Origin of the sequence: Mesorhizobium sp. L-2-11, from assembly GCF_016756595.1 — a bacterium.
Lineage (GTDB): Bacteria > Pseudomonadota > Alphaproteobacteria > Rhizobiales > Rhizobiaceae > Mesorhizobium.
The window spans coordinates 184,348-203,674 of sequence record NZ_AP023259.1 but is presented as its reverse complement, the minus strand read 5'-3'; the positions used below and the strand labels follow the sequence as shown (position 1 = coordinate 203,674).

Annotated in this window: 15 protein-coding genes and 4 pseudogenes; 7 read left to right on the top strand and 12 right to left on the bottom strand. The window is 60.1% G+C overall.

The window, feature by feature from the left end:
* Positions 1 to 253 precede the first annotated feature (253 nt).
* The 5 genes and pseudogenes from repA to JG739_RS33720 all read left to right on the top strand — a co-directional run bounded on the left by repA (position 254) and on the right by JG739_RS33720 (position 4,663).
* The gene (gene repA, locus JG739_RS33735) at positions 254 to 1,450 is read left to right on the top strand and encodes a plasmid partitioning protein RepA (RefSeq protein WP_199202876.1); all 1,197 of its coding nucleotides are present in this window, start codon (positions 254 to 256) and stop codon (positions 1,448 to 1,450) included.
* A complete protein-coding gene (gene repB / locus JG739_RS33730) occupies positions 1,450 to 2,478 on the top strand; it encodes a plasmid partitioning protein RepB (protein ID WP_199202991.1) in 1,029 nt (342 codons plus the stop codon). Before repA ends, repB begins: the two co-directional genes overlap by 1 nt.
* A gap of 157 nt (positions 2,479 to 2,635) precedes the next feature.
* On the top strand, positions 2,636 to 3,841 hold the full coding sequence (gene repC, locus JG739_RS33725) for a plasmid replication protein RepC (RefSeq protein ID WP_199202990.1): 1,206 nt from the start codon (positions 2,636 to 2,638) through the stop codon (positions 3,839 to 3,841).
* 195 nt (positions 3,842 to 4,036) lie between these two features.
* Positions 4,037 to 4,213 (top strand): annotated as a pseudogene (locus JG739_RS35885) (type II toxin-antitoxin system Phd/YefM family antitoxin); the annotation flags it as partial.
* An 18-nt stretch (positions 4,214 to 4,231) separates the two neighbouring features.
* A pseudogene (locus JG739_RS33720) lies at positions 4,232 to 4,663 on the top strand (plasmid maintenance toxin (PemK-like)).
* A 256-nt stretch (positions 4,664 to 4,919) separates the two neighbouring features.
* On the opposite strand, the gene JG739_RS33715 reads toward JG739_RS33720, so the two are convergent.
* The 8 genes and pseudogenes from JG739_RS33715 to JG739_RS33680 all read right to left on the bottom strand — a co-directional run bounded on the left by JG739_RS33715 (position 4,920) and on the right by JG739_RS33680 (position 12,680).
* Positions 4,920 to 5,327 (bottom strand): helix-turn-helix domain-containing protein, encoded by a 408-nt coding sequence (locus JG739_RS33715; protein ID WP_244750034.1) that lies wholly within the window; start codon positions 5,325 to 5,327, stop codon positions 4,920 to 4,922.
* 749 nt (positions 5,328 to 6,076) lie between these two features.
* Positions 6,077 to 7,372 (bottom strand): DUF5623 domain-containing protein, encoded by a 1,296-nt coding sequence (locus JG739_RS33710; protein ID WP_244750033.1) that lies wholly within the window; start codon positions 7,370 to 7,372, stop codon positions 6,077 to 6,079.
* Positions 7,373 to 7,669: 297 nt separating this feature from the next.
* Positions 7,670 to 8,047 (bottom strand): annotated as a pseudogene (locus JG739_RS33705) (phasin); the annotation flags it as partial.
* A gap of 24 nt (positions 8,048 to 8,071) precedes the next feature.
* Positions 8,072 to 8,284, bottom strand: a complete 213-nt coding sequence (locus tag JG739_RS33700) for a hypothetical protein (protein WP_199202875.1) — start codon at positions 8,282 to 8,284, stop codon at positions 8,072 to 8,074.
* 318 nt (positions 8,285 to 8,602) lie between these two features.
* Entirely contained in the window at positions 8,603 to 9,949 is a 1,347-nt protein-coding gene (locus JG739_RS33695) for an LLM class flavin-dependent oxidoreductase (protein ID WP_199202874.1), read from the bottom strand.
* 49 nt (positions 9,950 to 9,998) lie between these two features.
* Entirely contained in the window at positions 9,999 to 10,745 is a 747-nt protein-coding gene (locus JG739_RS33690) for an ABC transporter ATP-binding protein (RefSeq protein ID WP_199202873.1), read from the bottom strand.
* On the bottom strand, positions 10,721 to 11,602 hold the full coding sequence (locus JG739_RS33685; RefSeq protein WP_199202872.1) for an ABC transporter permease: 882 nt from the start codon (positions 11,600 to 11,602) through the stop codon (positions 10,721 to 10,723). The genes JG739_RS33690 and JG739_RS33685 overlap by 25 nt, the downstream gene beginning before the upstream one ends.
* Positions 11,603 to 11,633: 31 nt before the next feature.
* Complete coding sequence (locus tag JG739_RS33680) at positions 11,634 to 12,680, bottom strand: ABC transporter substrate-binding protein (RefSeq protein ID WP_199202871.1); 1,047 nt, start codon at positions 12,678 to 12,680, stop codon at positions 11,634 to 11,636.
* 620 nt (positions 12,681 to 13,300) lie between these two features.
* Here JG739_RS33680 and JG739_RS33675 point away from each other — a divergent pair.
* A pseudogene (locus tag JG739_RS33675) lies at positions 13,301 to 13,847 on the top strand (hypothetical protein); the annotation flags it as partial.
* Between the two features lie 123 nt (positions 13,848 to 13,970).
* Here the strand turns inward: JG739_RS33675 and JG739_RS33670 are convergent.
* Positions 13,971 to 15,626 carry an MFS transporter gene (locus JG739_RS33670; protein WP_199202870.1) on the bottom strand — a complete coding sequence of 552 codons (1,656 nt, stop codon included), beginning with the start codon at positions 15,624 to 15,626 and terminating at the stop codon, positions 13,971 to 13,973.
* 355 nt (positions 15,627 to 15,981) lie between these two features.
* Here JG739_RS33670 and JG739_RS33665 point away from each other — a divergent pair, with 355 nt between their 5' ends.
* Positions 15,982 to 16,224 (top strand): hypothetical protein, encoded by a 243-nt coding sequence (locus JG739_RS33665; RefSeq protein ID WP_199202869.1) that lies wholly within the window; start codon positions 15,982 to 15,984, stop codon positions 16,222 to 16,224.
* 4 nt (positions 16,225 to 16,228) lie between these two features.
* Here JG739_RS33665 and tnpC read toward each other — a convergent pair whose 3' ends face one another.
* The 3 genes from tnpC to JG739_RS33650 all read right to left on the bottom strand — a co-directional run bounded on the left by tnpC (position 16,229) and on the right by JG739_RS33650 (position 18,610).
* On the bottom strand, positions 16,229 to 17,869 hold the full coding sequence (gene tnpC, locus JG739_RS33660) for an IS66 family transposase (protein ID WP_183445373.1): 1,641 nt from the start codon (positions 17,867 to 17,869) through the stop codon (positions 16,229 to 16,231).
* Between the two features lie 76 nt (positions 17,870 to 17,945).
* Entirely contained in the window at positions 17,946 to 18,290 is a 345-nt protein-coding gene (gene tnpB / locus JG739_RS33655; RefSeq protein WP_183445374.1) for an IS66 family insertion sequence element accessory protein TnpB, read from the bottom strand.
* Complete coding sequence (locus JG739_RS33650; protein ID WP_199202988.1) at positions 18,287 to 18,610, bottom strand: transposase; 324 nt, start codon at positions 18,608 to 18,610, stop codon at positions 18,287 to 18,289. The genes tnpB and JG739_RS33650 overlap by 4 nt, the downstream gene beginning before the upstream one ends.
* Between the last annotated feature and the right edge of the window lie 717 nt (positions 18,611 to 19,327).

The window sequence follows — 19,327 nt, the reverse complement described above, 5'->3', positions numbered from 1 at the left end:
TCGGGGGCAACTGTATCCGCAAGGCCAGACGTAGTCTTGAGGGGCGACGTCCGGGCTTCTTCCTTAACGGCAGGGTGGTTAGTTTCACGTGAGTCGAATCAGGCTGCCAAAGTTGACTGCAGTCAACTGCGGACGGGCGACATCTCTGTTAACCTCTCGTTAATATTAAATTTGTTGCCGGAACGAAAGAATCAGAGCTACATGCGGTTGGTGGGCCGTATCGGCTTTCAAAACGCATGTGCGGAAGATTTCGATGAATGTGATAATCCGAGAAGAGATTGCAGAGGTCGATCTGCTAATCACCCAACAGGCCAATGACCTCTCTGCAATGCTTCACGAACATCGGCTCGAAATGTTCCCGCCGAATGCACAAAAGACGTTGCGGCCGTTCCAGTTGTCGGAGGCTGCGCAGTATCTCAATGTAACGAGCGGTTATCTCAAGAATTTGTCTCTCGAAGGCAAGGGGCCGCAGCCGATGGTAACGCCGTCCGGCCGCCGTTCCTACACGGCCCTGCAGCTACTGGAGATGCGCCAGTATTTGGATCGAAACAGTCGGGCGGCAGCGAAGTATGTTCCGCACCGTCGAAGCACGGAACACCTGCAGATAATTGCGGTCGTCAATTTTAAGGGCGGCTCCGCAAAAACGACGACGGCAGCCCACCTGGCGCAGCATTTGGCACTGACCGGGCACCGAGTTCTAGCCATCGACCTTGATCCGCAGGCCTCGCTTTCCGCCCTGCACGGCTTCCAGCCGGAGATCGACCACAACGAATCCCTCTACGAAGCTCTGCGCTATGACGACGAGAAGAAGCCGCTGTCGGCGCTCGTGCAGAAGACCAATTTCCCGAATCTCGATATCGTGCCCGCGAATCTCGAGCTGCAGGAATTCGAATACGATACTCCCCTGGCTCTCGCTCAAAAGGACGGCTCCATGGGCCGCATCTTTTTTGGACGTCTCGACGAGGCGTTGGGGGATGTTGCAGACCACTACGATGTAGTCGTTATCGATTGCCCACCTCAGCTCGGTTATTTGACGCTGACGGCGCTCTCTTCATCTACCGGCATCCTGATCACCGTGCATCCACAGATGCTCGATGTGATGTCGATGTGCCAGTTCTTGCTGATGATGGGCGAGGTCATGGGCACCCTGAAGAGGGCGGGAGCGAACATGCGGCTCGACTGGCTTCGTTACCTTGTTACCCGCTACGAGCCAACTGACGGCCCCCAGAGCCAGATGGTCGCCTTCATGCGATCGCTGTTCAAGCAGCATGTGCTCGTCAACGAGATGCTGAAAAGTACCGCGATCTCGGATGCAGGGATAACCAAGCAGACGCTCTACGAGGTTGAACGCTCCCAGTTTACCCGATCAACGTATGACCGCGCGATAGAATCGGTGCATCGCGTCAACTCCGAGATAACGGAGTTGATTCACAAGGCATGGGGGCGCTGATGTCCAGGAAGAACCTGCTGACCTCATTCACGGATCGGAAGTTGACCGCAGTCAACTCAGATCCGGCGAGTGATCTCTCGCCAGCAATGGAGCGAAACCGCAGCCGCGGTGCTTTCGGAGCCATTACGAGGTCTATCGACGAGCTAGCCGAGAAGGCGCAGGCGGCAAAAGACATTGAATCTCGACTCCTTGAAGGCGCTACGGTCATTGAACTGGATCCCGACACGATCGACATCTCGTTCGTCTCAGATCGCATAGGTGATGATAAGGAGGCCTTTGACGATCTGGTGGAAGCCATCCGGCAGAGGGGGCAGGATAGTCCAATCCTAGTGCGTCCACATCCCGGCTTAGTCGGCCGTTACATGACTGTATTTGGCCACCGGCGGGCACGGGCTGCTAAGGCGCTCGGGAGACCGGTGAAGGCGGTCGTGAAGGAACTGGACGATAAGGACCATGTCATCGCCCAAGGGCAGGAAAACAGCGCCCGGGCCGATCTCTCGTTCATTGAGAAGGCCGTCTTTGCTGGCAACCTGGAACGCAACGGTTACGACCGCGAAGTCATTATGGCAGCGTTGTCAGTCGACAAGACCGTCGTCTCGAAGATGATTTCTATCACCAAGGACATCCCGGCGGAAATCATCAACGTTATCGGCGCCGCGAAAAATAGCGGCCGAGACCGTTGGTACGATCTTGCCAAGAAAGTCAGGGAGGGGGGGGATACCGTCAAGGAATTGATGGCGTCCCCCAATTTCAAAGCAGCTCCAAGCGATGACCGATTGGAAATGCTGGCCCGACATCTGGCGGGAAAACCCTCGGGCAAGCTTCCGGCAACCGATCGGAGAGGGCCGATCAAATCCTGGGCGCCTACGGATAGATCAGTTAGCGTTACACTAAAGAAGTCCGCGAAAAAGGCCATCGTCACCCTTGAGGCTCCGGATGGGCTGCGTTTCGCTGAGTTCATCACCGGACAACTGGACGACCTGTTTGAGGCGTTTCGGAAGTCCACCAAGGAAGCAACGGGAGACTGAAACCGCAAAAGAAAAAGGCCCCCGAACGTCACCGTCGCGGAAGCCCTTCTCATCCTTTAGCAAGCTGAGAATCACATTTTCGCGAATCACTGTCAAGCGTTTTAAGCGTCGGTTCGGCGGACAGATTTCTTTTGCCTAATTGAAGGTGAAGGAAGAAATGGAGACGGGTATTGCAACGACGCCCTTTGGGCGGCGGCCGATGTCGCTTGCCATGCTGGCAGCGCAAAACGATTCACGTGAAATACCCAAGGGCAGGGTGGTCGACAAATGGCAGATCTACCGCAATCTCTGCGAAGGCAAGAGCATCGTCGGCATTGGCGATCGTGCGCTGGCCGTCCTGAATGCGTTGCTATCATTCTATCCTGACAGCGAATTGAGTGAGGAAAACGACCTCATCGTCTTTCCCTCGAACGCACAGCTGTCGCTTAGGGCGCACGGAATGCCAGAGCCCACAGTCAGACGACACCTGGCGGCTCTTGTTGACTGCGGGGTGATCATCCGTCGCGATAGCCCGAACGGCAAGCGTTACGCCCGCAAGGGCCGGGGAGGGGAGATCGAGGAAGCATTTGGCTTCTCCCTGGCTCCGCTCTTGGCCCGTGCTTACGAGTTCGAGGCGGCGGCCGAATGTGTTCGTGCCGGCAACCGGGCTCTCAGGCTTATGCGCGAGCGGATCACCTTGCACCGCCGTGACATCCACAAGCTGATCGAAGCGGCCGTTGACGAAGATGTCCCGGGCGACTGGGGAGGCCTGTGGAAGCGTTTCCGCGGCGTTGTAGAGGCAATTCCGCGCCGAGCTTGCATTGCCGAGCTCGAACCGATCGTAGCTGAGCTTGCCGCATTGCATGACGAAGTGGATAAGCTGCTGGAAATTCATATGAAATCCACGAATCCGAGCGGCAATGACTCTCAAAACGAGCGGCAGCAATCTGAGTCAAATACCGACTCTATTTTTGAATTTGAACCTGCTTTAGAGAAAAGCGGGGCGACGGCCGAGCCCAGGACGAGGACCGCGGAGGCGCCGAAAACATACCCGCTTGGGATGGTGCTGAAGGCCTGCCCCGAAATTGCGGATTATGCCGTCGACGGGATCGGCAATTGGCGCGATCTCATGATAACGGCCGCCCAGGTGCGGGGATATCTGGGCGTTTCGCCGTCAGCGTATGAGGAGGCTTGCCATGTGATGGGCCAGGAGATCGCGGCGATCGTGATTGCCTGCATCCTGCAAAGGGCGCAGCACATCAACTCGGCCGGCGGCTATTTGCGGGTACTGACCGACAAGGCGACGGCGGGGCAGTTCTCTGTCGGGCCGATGCTGATGGCGGCGCTCAAGGCGAACGGCGCGACGGCGAGGATGACGGGATGACGATCGACAAACCCGCAGCTTGTGGCTATCTGCGCAGACTGCCCGACAAGGTAAAGGGCGGGGCAATGTTCCGTGAGTCCTATTCCCAATCATACGACGACGACCTTTGCCTTCTTGGTGTTGGTTGCCCGGTCACTGCCTGGTCCACTCTGGTTAACCGCCGATACCTGTGGAAAACCCGGAAAGCCCTTATATGGCCGGCCGCGCACCGTGCTGCTGGCTTACGAGGATTTCGTCCGGCTGTCGAAGCGCGACCGGCGGGTCGAGCTCACGACAGAGCTCAGCGCGGACGAAATCGCGGCGGTCGAAGCCGCCGAAATGGAGCCGGGGCTTGCACCCTCAGCGACGAGCTCCCTCCGGCAAAAGGTTTGACAGCAAAGACGGCAAAAAATGCTGCCGACTGAAATTATGGTCGGCCACGTCTACCGTTACTCCTATCTCTCGCACTGGCAACACCGCGAGGGGCGCGAGGAAGCCGAAAAGGATCGCCCCCGGCTTGGGGCTGGCGCTGGTTACCATGCAGGAAGACGGCTCGCCGGTTGTCCGGGTTCTTCCGATCACGCACACACCATCTTCCGGACCCCCTGATGCCATAGAAATCCCGGCTGCGGTCAAGTTGCGCTTGCGGCTCGACGGCGAGCGGTCGTGGATCATTTTGACGGAAAGCAACCGGTTCGCCTGGCCGGGCCCCGACATCCGGCCTCGGGAGACAGAGAGCGGCTATTACGGGCCGCTGCCGCCGGCGCTGTTTCCCACGGTCAAGCGCGGTTTGTCGCCATCGCGAGAAGCCAGGCGCACAGGAGCACGCCACGCTCGGCGTAACGGCCTGGTCGCGCACCAACATGATTAAGCCCGTGGTCTGGTAACCTGTTTGGAAGGGCATTGGGAACCTCTTCGGGCAAAACTGGTGGGATATGAAGCGCTTAGCAGTCCGGACAACGATAGACACATCGAGCCGACGGGGGCCGAACTGGAATTTGACGCGTAACGCGGCGTTTTAAGTCTCGCCGGAAAAAGATCTGTGACGAAACGTGGCCCCAGCCGAGGTTCAGTATCACCCTGAGTCCATTCGAGCCGTTTAACAGTCATCGTTGCAAAAAAGGAAGGTCGCAGGATTCCTGCCTAGCACGTTCGCCACAGCAGCTATTGTATCGACGCTGACGTTACCTGTTCCGCGCTGCAGCTTTGTGAACGTGGCTTCCGACACGCCAAGGAGTTTTGCCATCTGATAGCAGAAAAGATCACGTTGCGTCCGTTGGGTGTTGATGATCTGGGCCAATCGGGCGCGGATGGAGTTCGCATCAAGACGACGCGCCCAAGTTTCAATGTCCGCCTGCCCGGCAAGAAAATCGGCTATCGATAGGCCGAAAGCCTGCGCCATGTGTTCAAGAGTAGTAAGGGTGATGTTGTTTCTGCCTTTGACGGTCCGAATATAAGTGCGATAAGCCAGCCCTTCGCCGGGCGCTGCATGCAACAGCTTGGCCATATCTTGATGGCGGATTCCTCGACTGCGGCGCTCCGCACGAAGAAGACGCGCGATGTTGGTGCGAAGAGGATTGTCGGTCCTCCCCTCCTTGTCTCGCTTCAGGAACCTGTGCGCTCGCAAGAGATCGTGTGTCCAGTCCGTTTCCGATCAAATGGAACGATAAGGACGCGTCCTGTCAACATCTCTTGACCGAGTTTTGACCTCAGATCGCCCCTCCATGTGTTTGCTGACGCGGCCGAACCCGACGACGGGTGGTGACCCTCAAAGGGAATTCCACAGTCTGTTTTCCAATCATTCGCGCGCCGGAATGCGGCGGTTCCCTGTTCTAAGAGTCTGAGGCGGTGGTATATCTCATATCGTTGAAGCGTCAGCTTCACTGACCTATCTCGTCTTTCCTTATTCGTATCTCTTGTATGGCATCACCGCGAGGGTCGCGTGGAAGCCGAAGGACCGGTCCTGCCTGGTGCTCGCCCTGGTCGCCATTCCCGCCGGTGCCATCGAGGTACCAGCTGCGGTCAGGTTGCATTTGCGGCTCGGCGGCGAGCGGTGGTGGATCGTTTTGACGGAGCCAACCCGTGCGCCTGGCCTGGGCCCGACATCCGGCCGCTGGAGACGGAGAGCGGCTACTACGTGCCGCTGCCGCCGGCGCTATTTGCCGCGGTCAAGCCCCGGTTTGTCGCCATCGCGGCAAGCAGTCGCACACGACCACGCCGCGCTCGGTGTAGCGGCCTGATCGGCACCGATCATCGTCACCGCAACTTCTCGAGCGATATGACGGCAAGATCGATTTTCGCAACGAGGTCCCTCAATGGCGCACAATCCGGATAGTGTTGCATCAATATGGACTGTGCGAGGCGGAGGTCCTCGATGTGTTGGTCGCCAGCTTTTGACGTTCCGCCGGCGGAATTCTCTCCGTAGTAGAGGTCGAAAAACACCGCATCGAGCATAGCCGCCCGATCGTGTTCGCATTGAACCCAGTCATCAAGCTCGCTTCGGACTGCATCGACGCGCTTGTACACGCCCGCGCGCGCCCGCATGTCGGTCAGCACACCCTTCAGCAGGGTGCCTATCCTGGCATGTGCGTCCACGGGCATCGCCGCCTTCGGGCGCCGGCGCCGCATGCCGCTGAGCGGCAGCCGGTACTCGGCAGTGGTATTGGGACCGCGTGGCGCGGTAGCCTTTCGTTGAACATTTCTCGCGAGCGTCGCCTCGGCTTTAGCCTTCTCTCCCGGAGTCACAAAAGGAGCGCGACCGTCGATGGCGACCCGGTCACAATTCGCGGGCACGATCGGTGAAGGGCCTTTGGAAAGCGCCTTGAGAAGCCCATCAAGCGAATATCCCTTCGACGCATCGGCATACAGGTAAAGTACACAGCTTCCCGGATAGTACATCCCCGCCCATTCCGGCCTTGCGAGCGACCAGTTGTGTCGCCGCGCCCAGGCGTCACGCTCTTTCGACGCAGCACTCCCCGCGTAAGGTTCGTCGGCCCCAACGTGATGTTTTGCGACGGGATCGTACCATGCACTTCCATGATCACGTCCAGGCAGGCGGGCCGAATATTCCGCTCCGGGTTCGACGTCTGCCTTGGATGGCTGCAGGCCCGTGATGTCCATGAACTGCAGTACCCTCGCAGCTCCGCAAGCGATGTCCAGAGCTGCGCGCGCCGAGTCTGATCGATACCTATCGACCACATGGTCCGAGGCACGACGCCGGAGACGACCGAGCTTATGAGCATAGCGATACTGAGACGGCTTGATCAGTTCATCAAGCGGCTTTGAAATGAACACACGGATCGTCTCACGGCCGGAGGTTCGTGTTTGGCCATCTTCCCAGAAGGTGGAGATATAGACCACATTCGGCGCCGGGCTGGCTTGCGCTGAACGATCGCCCAACGACCGGTGTGCATGCTGGAAATTTCCAAAGCCCGATACTTGAGATGCCGTGTCGAGGGCTTTGCTGTGCGGGATTGAATCTCGCTTTGAAATCGCCTTGGCAAGGCGCTTTATGCCCTCAATCGAGGACGGCTGAACATCAGTCTTGGACATGCCAGTTCTCCTGGCTCGTTGGGAAGTGTCGCCCGTCAACCACCTCGCGAGCCCGAACATGACATGAACGGGAGCGTCAGCATCGGCAGTGCTGTCAACAGCTTCGCAACGACGGGCGGCGCGCTCCTGCCAGGAGCACCGAATCGTAGGATACAATTGTTTCCTTTTCGTGAGAAGGGTTGACCACTGCCCTGAGCGCCGGCGGCGTTCTTGTTGGCGGCCAACTAATGGGGTAGGACAAGCATCAGGCTCCCAATAGACGAGGTGCTGACCTTCGGTCTTGGTTGCCTCAAGCAATCAGGCGGCCTTGCGTAGCCTCAAAACCGTCTCGAAGGCATCCTTGATTGGCTTGGACACGTCCTCGGTTGCTTTCAACATCAATTCCTGGAGGGCCTTGGCCTGATCGGCGGACTTTTCGATCTGTTTGTGTAAGAACGCGGTCTGCAGTTCGAAGAACTCGGACGGCGACTTCACAGCAATCAGTGCTTCTAGGTGCGTGAAGCCGGCTTCGGCATTGGCTTGCCGAGCGGCAATCGTCCTCAGGAGTATCTCGTTGCCGGTGGTCTTGGCCGTCTCAACGGTTGACTCGAAAGCCTTTTGAGTCGTTTCGGCGTCCGAGCTCAATTTGGAAAAGACTTCCTTTGACTGCTCAACGCTCTGATCCCCAGCGGAAGGACGGAACCGAGCGGCGAGCTTCCGCTAACGCCCATATTTCTCCGCTATTCCGGCGATGCATTCCTCGATACGCTCCAGGCGGAACTTCGCAATACGAAGTTCATTCCCGGCGTCGAAACGTCGATGGCGTCGCTGAGGTGTGGTCGCAATGAGGTCGCGCTCCAGTTCGGCAATGCGCGCACGCACCTCCCGGGCATCGTCCTGACGCAACCCCTTGATCCATTCCCGCCCGCGCATCACTCTTTCCTGCCAGCACCCTGAAAGTCATGCCGAGTTATGCCACCGAGACCCTAATTTGCGGCAAGCTGGAACACTCGAAATTTAACTTCCGCTAATGCGAGGAAGACGAAACAGCCCGGCAAGATAGTCAAGGAAGCGGACACCATCCTGGGAGGCGGCTGTCGTCCCGCCAAATAAGGACGAGCCCGAACCGGAAGCCAACCGGATACATGTGCCAGGAGCGCGTCATGACGCGAAAACACCGACCGGGAGATGCGGGCGAGAGTTTCGTGCCGGTCGAATCCCTCAAGATTGAAGGCCTGCTGCGAAAGCAGCTCAGCCGGTCGCCTTTTGCGGCCGGCTGAACGTATTTTCCGGGCGCGGCAGACCGAAATGGTCCCGCAGCGTCGCCCCGTCATAGTCGTGCCGGAAAAGTCCACGCCGGCGCAAGATCGGCACCACCTCCTCAGCGAACACGTCGAACCCGCCCTGCAGATAAGGCGGCATGACGTTGAAGCCGTCCGCGGCACCGTTGTCGAACCATTCCTGGATATTATCGGCAATCTGTTCGGGCGTCCCGGCCTGGACCCAATGCCCGCGTGCCCCGGCGAGGCGGTGCAGCAGCTGGCGGATGGTAGGATTCTCGCGCTCGATGATGTCGAGTACGACGTGGAAACGGCTGCTCGCGCCGCGCTCGCCCTCGACGTTGATGAGCTCGCGCGGAAATGGCCCGTCCAGATTGTAGCCGGAAAGGTCCGCGTCGACGATGCGCCGTAGCTGGTCAAGAGAATATTCCGGCTGCGTCAGCTCGTTGAACTCGTCATGCAGCGCGCGGGCCTCCGCCTCGGTTGAACCGATGAATGGGCTGATGCCGGGCAAGACCTTGACGTGGTCGGGGTGGCGGCCAACCGACTTCACGCGCGCCTTGATGTCAGCATAAAATTCCTGCGCATTGCCGAGTGTCTGATGGGCTGTGAAGATCGCCTCGGCATAGCGGCTTGCGAACGACCGTCCGTCTTCCGAAGAACCCGCCTGGACGTAGACCGGACGCCCTTGCGGCGAGCGCGGAAGCGTGAGCGGGCCCTTCACCCGATGATATTTGCCGATGTGGTTGATTGGGTGGATCTTGTCGGTGTCGGCGAAGATTCCGGACTCCCGGTCCGAGACGAGCGCGTCGTCCTCCCAGCTGTCCCAGAGCTTCGTCACCACATCGACGAATTCGCCGGCGCGCTCATAACGGTCGGCGTGGGTTGGATGGCGGTCAAAGCCGAAGTTCAACGCTGCCGACGCATCGCCCGTGGTGACAATATTCCAACCGGCGCGCCCGCCGCTCAGATGATCGACGGAAGCAAACAGCCGGGCCAGGTTGTAGGGTTCATTGTAAGTGGTTGAGGCGGTCGCGATAAAGCCGATGCCTTTCGTCACGGCAGCGAGCGCCGAAATCCACGTTAGCGGCTCCAGCCTGAGGCGGCTTGCGTAGCGGATGTTGTCGACGAGCGCGGGACCATCGGCAAAGAACAGCGCGTCGAACTTGCTCGCCTCGGCCTTTTTTGCCAGTTCCTGATAGTAGGCGATGTCCAGCACTCTCTCAGGGGCGGACTCCTTGTAGCGCCAGCCGGCTTCATGATGGCCGCCAGGATAGATGAAAAGGTTGAGGTTCAACTGTCGTGGTTGGACGGGCATGAGTTGGTCCTCCTAGGGTGGTCGCGCTGGGCGCGAAGTCTTGGGGCGCTCAGACTGGCAGCACGGGCCTTGTCTCGACGCCGAGATGCCGCAGAAGTTCGGAGCGGATCTCGCCGAAGCGGCGATGGCCATGATTGCGTGGCCTGGGGATATCGATTGCGATGTCGGCGGTGATCGCGCCATTGTCGAGCACCAAAACCCGGTCCGCCAGCGTCACGGCCTCGTCCACATCATGGGTGACCAGCAGGACGGCCGGCCGGTGACGGGCGCAGAGCTGGCGCAGCAGATCGTGCATGCGCAGGCGGGTCAGCGCGTCGAGCGCGCCGAATGGTTCGTCCGCCAACAGCAGGTCAGGATCACGGACCAGCGAACGCGCCAATGCCACCCGTTGCTGCTCGCCGCCAGAGAGCTCGACCGGCCATGCGGTCTCGCGGCCCCGCAAGCCAACTTCTTCGAGAGCCGCCCGTCCGCGTTCAGCGGCGTCGGGCAGGTCGAGGCCAAGAACAACGTTCTCGAGTACGCGTTTCCATGGCAACAACCGGGCGTCCTGGAACACCACCGATTTCTTGTCGGGCGTTTCGAGTCGTCCGGATCCGGAGACTTTGTCATCGAGATCGGCGAGCGCGCGCAACAAAGTACTCTTGCCCGAGCCGCTACGGCCGAGAAGGGCCACGAACTCGCCCTTGTCGATGTCGAGACTGAGGCCGTCGAGGATGGTTCGCGGCCCGAAACTCCTCACAAGGCGTTCGACCCGCACCACGGGCGCGCCGCTCAATCCGCCAAGGTGCGACGCCATGACAGCGACCTTTCCTGGAAGAACCGAACGATGCCGTCGCAGCCGAGACCGAGCAAGGCGTAGACGACGAGGCCGACGATGATGATGTCGGTCTGGCCGTAGTTGCGCGCGAGATCGATCATGTAGCCGATGCCGCTGGTGGCATTGACCTGCTCGACCACCACCAGAGACAGCCAGGCGTAGGTCACCGCCAAACGCAGGCCGAGGAAGAAGCCGGGAAGGGCGCCCGGCAGGATGACCTCGCGGATGAATTCGCCGTAGCCCATTCGCAAGGTCTGGGCCAGTTCGACATATCGGCTGTCGATGCTGCGCAAGCTGCTGTGGGTCTGGATATAGATCGGGATGAGTACAGCCAGCGCGATGGCCGTCACCTTCATGCCTTCGCCGATGCCGAACCACAGCATCAGCAGCGGGATCAGGGCGAGCGTCGGTATCGCCCGCTTGATCTGAACCGGGCCGTCGATGATCGCCTCGCCAAGCCGCGACAACCCTGAAATGAGGGCAAGCACGGTCCCGATCAGGACGCCGAACGCCAGCCCCTGTGCCGCCCGCCAGGCAGACGTCATCAGATGATCCTGAAGCTTGCCTTCGGCGATGAGATCGATAGCCGTGCCGACGACCGACCAGGGCGCCGGCAGCGTCCTTGGGTCGATCAGGCCGGTGACATTGCCGAGGGACCAGATCACGAGAAGCAGTGCGGGCCCAATCAGCGCGCCAAACGGGATGGCTCGCCCAAGCGCCAGGCGACGTCTCGTCCCGATCCTGCGGGGTTTTACGGCGGGCGGGATCAACGCCCTCTCATCAGATGCATAGCCAATGTTGGCGGCAACCGCGGCCGTGGTTGAGAAAGCGTTCATCTGCGTCGTCTCCAGTTTGGGGATGCAGGCGTCAGGACGCGTTCAGCGCACTAGCGGCGATCGTCTCGAAGCGCCTGTCGAAAAGGTCCTCGGCCTTGATCGTGGGCCTGTTCAGTTCCTTGGCCAGGAGGTCGATCGTCGCCTGCTGACGCGTGATCACGTCGTTCCAGTCGGACGGGATGTCGAACTGTCCGTCGGCGTCGACGAGATACTGGCCATCTTCTGCGTTGAGGCCCTGGGTGGCGACGTAGTAGCCCTCGACCCACTCTTTGGGATGTTCCTGCACCCATCGGGTCGCAAGTGCCCAGTAGCGCACATATTCGCCGAGAGCGGCAGCCTTGGCCGGATCGTCCAGCACCGCCTGTGGCGCATAGAGATGCTCTGGATCGTCGCGCAAGCCATGCGGGATGGTGGTCGCGCCGTCTGCACCATACTGGTGCAGATAGTGCTTGATGAGGACGCCCCAGATCGGCGCGACATCAACCTGCTTGCCGGCGAGCGCCACCGGATAGGCATCGCCTTTGCTCGGCAGTTCAATGAGATTGACGTCCTCCTTTTTGAGCCCGGCGGCCTGAAGGACCCTCAGCACCAGCGCGCCTTGCGCCTGGCCGGGGCTGAACGCAATCCGCTTGCCGCGCAAGTCCGCGAGCGTCTTGACCTCGACACCGGGTGCAATCCCGAGTTGATAAATCGGGTGCGCTACCGGATCCTTGCGGAACTTCGCGGCAATGATCTTGACCTTGAGCCCTGTCCACGTCGCGTGGATGGGCGGAATGTCGGCGACCGATCCGACGTCCAGCGCATCGGCGCGAAAAGCTTCAATTGTCTGGGGACCGCCGCTGATATTGGCCCACTCCACCTTGAACGGCAGTTTGTCGATCAGGCCCGAGAGTTCCAATGCCCTTTGCGTTTCGGGATCGCCGATGCGAAGCACCGTGCCCTCCGGGATTTTGGTCGGCAGCTTACCCGCGTCCGGACTGCCCGCTAGGGCCCCCAAAGGGGCGAAAGAAGCGATTATCGCAAAAGCGGCTACGAAGGCGCCAAACCTCCTTCTCGAAAATCTCTCCACAGCTAACATCATCGCCTCGCTCCAATCTTGGTAATGGCTCCCACTTTCGCTGTTCAGTATGTCTATCAATTATATAGACGATAAAGTATCGGATGCTGTTCTTTGCCACCCGAGGGAAACTCTGTTCGTCTCCAATGCGCATTTGGGGCACGTGTCCCTCAAATGAGGCGGGTTGGGTCGCCGCTGCGCCGGCGGGCGTTTCCGGCCGGTGCCAACAATCGCGTTCGAAGTCGGCTCGGGCTGGCACGCCGCACGGCGGCAGAAGCGATTGAGCCGTCCGTTTGCAGTACAGGAGTTGGCGGCCGACGTGAGGCGCTTCTGTTAACGGATGTGTTGTCGCCCGTGAAAAGGGCCAGCGGTGGCTGGTGTGTGGATAATCAGCGCTGGCGTCTTGCCGATTGCGCCAGCCGGCGCGCACTCTCGCCGCCATGGTGGCGGAGCATGTTGAATTGGCCTTGTTTGAGCAGTCACTCGCCAATATCGAGGGCCTCAATCGACCGTTCGGCGATCGTGTGGCTGACGCCGCGGAGAAAACCGCAGGGTCGGTTCTGTTCGATGTTCGCGTCGACGGCGACGCCTGCGTTCAGCGGATGGCTGCGATTGGATATGACGCGACCGGCACGGCAATAATTGTGATGGAGAAGAACGGACAACTTAGATGCGCGTCGATAAACGAAGACACCGCTCATTTGGTGGCGGAATTGGAGACGGTGATGGCGGCGCAAGGCCGCGACGTGAAGCTCGATCCGGCGCGCATCGCCGGTTATCGCAATTTCGGCACCAAGCTGTGGAACGCGACGCGTTTCGCCGAGATGAACGAAGTCGCGCGCAACGTCGATTTCTGGCTGAACGATGCCAAGCTGGCGGTCAACCGCTGGATCCTCACCGAACTGACGCGTGCCGCGCGGGAGATAACGGACGGCATCACCTCATACCGCTTCAACGAGGCGGCAGCAGCTGCCTATCCGCTCGGTGCGCTCGGAGATGAACGTGCCCCCCGCGGCGATCGCGCCGCTCGTCGTGGTCGGTGCCAACGACGTGACGCGCGAACGGCTCGGTCGCGAAGACTCGGCGATCAAGCGGCTGGCGCGGGTCGGCGACATCACGCTCGCCGATGTCGCGCCAAAGGGTTCGGCGCAGATCGTGCTCAACGAGGCGACGATCTGCTTGCCGCTAGTCGCGTGCTGTTGCAGCAATATGGTCCCGCCGCAAACGCGCGCCCGACTCCACTGACCGGAAGCGGTCCATGCGGCGAGTGTGATCGATGCGGACGGAGAGTGTGTCCTCTGCAGTCGTGCTTCAATGACGGGGAAGGTGAAGGATTGACTGATAGGGTTTGCGGGCCGAGCTTGTCGGCCGCTCAATCGAAAGCGTCATTTGAGGCGCTTCCTCTCCCCCATGCAACTGGAAGATACGCTCGTCCAGTTCCTTGTCTACTTCCGTGAGACGATGGTTTAAGCGAAGATAGTCCGTCCAGGTCGGCGTACGGAACGTTTCTGTCCATTGGATGGGCTTCTGCAGGTTGCGCTGAAGGGTCCAGTTCCGAGCACCGACGCGGCTGTGGACATGACGCCGCTGCCGCATGAGGTCGAGGAAGGCCTCGAGATTTTTCTCGGCTATCAGATATTCGACCTTGACCACGATCGGGCCGCTTCTCGGCTTCAGATTGAGGGCGACAGCCGGGGCGTCGAATGCCTCCAAAGGATCGGGCTCAGACTCGTGGCGCTCACGAAGTGGGAACAGGACCCCAGCTGCAGCAACCAGCAGCAGGGCTCCGGCGGAGCCCTCCAAAGCCCAAGCCACGGAATAGGTCTGGGACACCGTGCCCCACACCCAACTGCCGGCCGCGATGCCGCCGTCGATCAAGGCATAGTAGATCGAGATTGTGCGTCCTACGACCCAGCGCGGGCTCGCCAACTGCACACTCACGCCAACGCCGGACCAGGCGGTGACCCAGCCCGCGCCGCCCAAGGCGAGCGCAATTGCCGCCACTACGATGGAAGACGTCAGCGCCAAGGAGAGTGAGCATGCCGCACAGGCGACGCAAGCGAGAGTCATAAGCCGTTCTTGCGACAAGCTCCGTCTGAATGTGCTGTTGGAGAGGCCTGCGAAGACGGCACCGGTCCCGAAGCCGGCCATGAGCGTGCCATAGGCCAGCGGTCCTCCACCTAACTGATCGCGGACAACCAGCGGCAACAGCGCGAGAATGGCGATGCTCGCCAGGCCAAAGAGGGTTCCGCGCGCGATCGCAGCCTTGATTTCCGACGACATCGCCGTGAAGCGCAGCCCATCATAGATCGCCGTCCTCATCGACTCACGCGGCAGAGGCGAGGAGCGCACCTTCCACTTGCAGCGCCATATGGTCGCCAATGGGACCAGATAGGTGAGGGTGGTCACGGTAAAAGCGGTCAGAAGCCCGAATGAGGCAACCACGATACCGCCGAGTGCCGGCCCCACGGTCCGCACAGTGTTGAAGCCGACGGAAAGCAAAGTGACGGCGGCGGGAACATCGCGCCGCTCCACCATATCCCCAACCGAAGCCTGCCAGGCGGGGTCGTTGAGAGCACCGCCAGATGCGATCAAGAAGCTGAAGCCGAGGATCATCCACGGACTGACAAAGCCCAGCGCAACAGACGCGGTCAGCATTGCAGAGGCGATCACCATAAGACAGCGGCCGGCGAACATGACCCTGCGACGGCTGAAATTGTCGGCGAGCACCCCAGCGAAGACAGATAAGATGAATGCGGGCAGGTTCGATGAAGCCTGCACCAGCGCCACCATCAGATCGGACGTTGAGATCGTCGCCATCAGCCAGCTGACGGCAACAGTCTGCATCAGCCAGCCGAGACTGGAAACCTGCGTGGCGAGCCAGATCGAACGAAAGGTTGGCTGCATGAGCGGCGCAAAGGTCGTTGGTGCAGCCAAATCTTCAACTGATCCAGCCACTCTACTCATTTTTTGCGAGCCTTTGCTTTCCGTTATCGGCCGTCTCGCATGTAATCTCGACTGAACCGTGGCGGCTGGCAGAATTGAGAGAAACTCTTTTGCCTCCGACGAACGCGGTCACAGTTCCTTCTGACCAGTAATTTGCGGCCGAGACGCCGTAACGAGACCCGAGCCGGCGCACCTCGCCTTCGAAAGCATCATCTGGAGGGAGCCCGGATTCCTGCTTGTCGTTTGACCTATCATGCCTCATCACAGGCACTTTTCTGGGTGAGACCTTTTCGCGAGACGCGACCATGTCCTTCGGTGAAAACGCACTCACCAGCGGCGTTCAATGCGTTGAGTGTGGCTTGGGAAGTGAGAGCGCTTGCAGATCTTCGACAGGGTTGACGCACTGATAGACGCAGACGATTGCCGAGCCGCGATCGAAGAGGCGCGCGCCTTGCTGCTTCAATTCGAACAAAGGTCCGATGCGCTCACACACGCGATCGACGACCTTCTGCTCGATCTGATGACGCTGTCTTTCATTGTTGAGAGTTACGGACGCGGCTTTGAACCTCTGGCGCGAACGCTTGCCCGTAGAAGGCTGGCAAAGGTAAGACTATTGTAAGCGGTCAGCCGATAACGTCAGGCCTAAAGTTCCAAGGCATGAGCATTTCGATTTCGGATGCCGGCCAGCCTTGAGCGATGCGGGTCAAGGTCTGCGAGAGCCAGTCGAGCGGATCGACGCTGTTCATTTTGCAGGTTTGCAGCAAGGTGGCTACCGTCGCCCAGGTTCGTCCACCGCCGTGGCTGCCGGCGAATAGACTATTCTTTCGCGTGATCGTCTGGGGCCTGATTGCACGCTCGACGATATTGGAGTCGATTTCGATGCGACCGTCCATCAGAAAGCGTTCCAGCGCCTCCCGCCGGGTGAGCGCGTAGCGGATCGCCTCGGCGGTCTTGGATTTTCCGGAGACCTTGCCCAGTTCCGCTTCCCATAGATCGAAGAGGCTCGCGACAATGGCCACGGACTTTTCCTGACGTAGCGCGGCGCGGCTTCCGGCATCCTTGCCGCGGACCTCGTCCTCGACCTTCCACAATTCGGTCATGGCGATGATCGAATCCGTCGCGGCCTGCGAGACCCCGCTGATGTGCAGGTCGTAGAATTTGCGCCGCAGGTGAGCCCAGCACCCGGCGAGCCGGATTGTTTCATTGCTGCCGGCTTTGGCCCGTGCCTTGACCAGGTTGGTATAGGCCGAGTAGCCATCCACTTGCAGGATACCGCTGAATCCGGCGAGGTGGCGCGCCACGCAATCCGCACCTCTGCTGTCTTCAAAACGATAGGCAACCATTGGCGGACTGGTTCCGCCATAGGGTCGGTCATCCCGTGCGTAGGCCCACAACCAGGCTTTCGTGGTTTTCCCGGAACCAGGGGCAAGGGTGGGCAAGGTCGTCTCGTCGGCGAAGACCCTTTCGCCCTCCTTGATGCGCTCCAGTATGTAATCAGCAAGCATCTGCAGCTCGAAGCCCAGATGCCCCATCCACTGCGCCATCAACGACCGGCTGATCTCGACGCCGTCGCGCAGATAGATCGCCTCCTGCCGATAAAGCGGGAGGCCGTCGGCGTATTTGGAGACGGCGATATAGGCGAGCAGCCGCTCCGTCGGCAGCCCGCTTTCGATGATGTGCGCCGGCGCCAGAGCCTGGACCACGCCGTCACGGCCCCGGAAGGCGTATTTGGGACGGCGCGTGACGATGACCTGGAACTTCGGCGGCACGACGTCCAGCCGCTCGGATCGATCCTCGCCGATCAGAACCTTTTCAAGCCCCTCGCAGTCGGCCGGGATTTCCGGCTCGACGACCTCCTCGATGCGTTCGAGGTGGGCAGCAAAGCCCTTGCGCGGACGCGGGGCGCGCTTCGGCTTGTTCCCGACCGCGCGGTCGAGTTCGCTCCGGATTTCCGAAAGGCCGGTCTCGACCTCTTCGAAGGCAAAGGAGGCCTGCTCGTCGTCGATGGCCAGGCGTAGCCGCTCGGAACGCGTGCCATGTTGCGTGCGCTGTAAAACTTTCAGGATTGACGTGAGATTGGCGATCCGCTCGCTGGCGCTTTTCTCGACAGCTTTCAGCCGGGCGACCTCCGCCTCAGATGCTGCGATCCGAGCGTCGGCGACTGCGATCCGGGCCTCGCTTGCAGCCTGCTCGCGAGCCATGGAAAGGATCATCGCCTTCAGCGCATCAACGTCGTCGGGAAGGGCAAGACCCGGTAGAACCATGGCAAGCAACAGAGCACAAAAACAGCCGCTTTCCCAACCGTTCCAGCCGCATGATTCATCTTGCCGCAGGCCGGTTTCAGCCCGTCGATAACGGCCGCCTGACCCTGGCCGGACGAATCTTTTTCCAGTCCAGTCCGGCCAGAAGCGCCATCAACTGGGCGTGGTCGAGACGCATGCGCGCGGCCGATATCCCCGGCCAGCAGAAGCTGTGATCTTCCAGAGTCTTCGAATAAAGACAAACCCCGCTGCCGTCCCACCACACGATGCGAACCCGGTCCGCACGCTTCGAACGGAATACGTGAAGTGCCCCCGAGAATGGGTCCAGGCCGCCATCCCTGACCAGCGCCATCAAAGATGCCGCGCCCTTGCGGAAGTCGACCGGCTGGCACGACACGTAAACCACCACACCGGAAGCGATCATGCCTTACGAACCGCGCGGATGATCCTCGCCAGGCGATCGGGATCGACATCGCCGCCGGCGCGCACCACTGCGTCGCCAATGACGATTTCCACCGTGTCGCTGCCCACCGCTTCAAAGCGCGTGAACTTCGCCGGCTTGCTCGCTCCCTCCGTCAGTGGCGCAACCATGCCCGACGAAAGCGCCTTGCGGCGCCACGCATAGAGCTGCGAGGGGTCCAGCCCCTCGGAACGCGCAACCGCCGAGCGCGGCTTGCGTCGGGACGGCACAGGCTCCGCCGTCAAAATCTCGAATGTTCGATGATGGCTCATACTGTCGCTCATAGGATTCTCCGCATGATTCATGCTGAAAATGAGCGATCAACCGCCTGCACGCTACGTGGGGACGCCTACGCGCTTACAGACTATTGTCGGGAGGGGTGGATTGAGCCCGGCAGAAATGACCCCAAGGCCTAATGGCTGAAGCGGCGGTCGCGCCGCCTTCCACACAGTGACGAAGACAATCAACGACGTTTCGACCGCCAAAAAAATAGGGCCATCGGAAAACCGAGGCCCTTTAGGTGTGAAGGTCAAAACCTTCAGAGGGGAACAGCTGATACGATGGAATGGGAGGAGACCATCGCGTGCATCAGCTGTAGGCTTAATGGCTAAAAGTTGTGCGATGCGCAAACACATTTTGTGCAGTGCAGCTATGCAAGAACGGTGAGGGTCCCTCTTCACCCCAAATTTGCGAGTGGAATGTTCGTGCGTCGCACTGTGCTGACGCGCTCACGGTCAAGCCGGCCAACTTGCACCATTACCGGCCGGGCGAACCTGCTCGACAAAGAATTGCACTCTCAATTCCGACCTCGATACAGTCTTCGCGTATCATGACGTACGGTCAATTTATACATGTGTCGCTAGGGCCAGAAACAACATCGTGTCCAGAGTCACGACCACGACGTGCAGGATCTGCAGGCCAACAGGTTGCACACGGAAAAGCTTGTGCGATGACGGGGAGATGCAGGGCTGGCCGTCGGTGCATCGTTGCCGGGCGCTGGT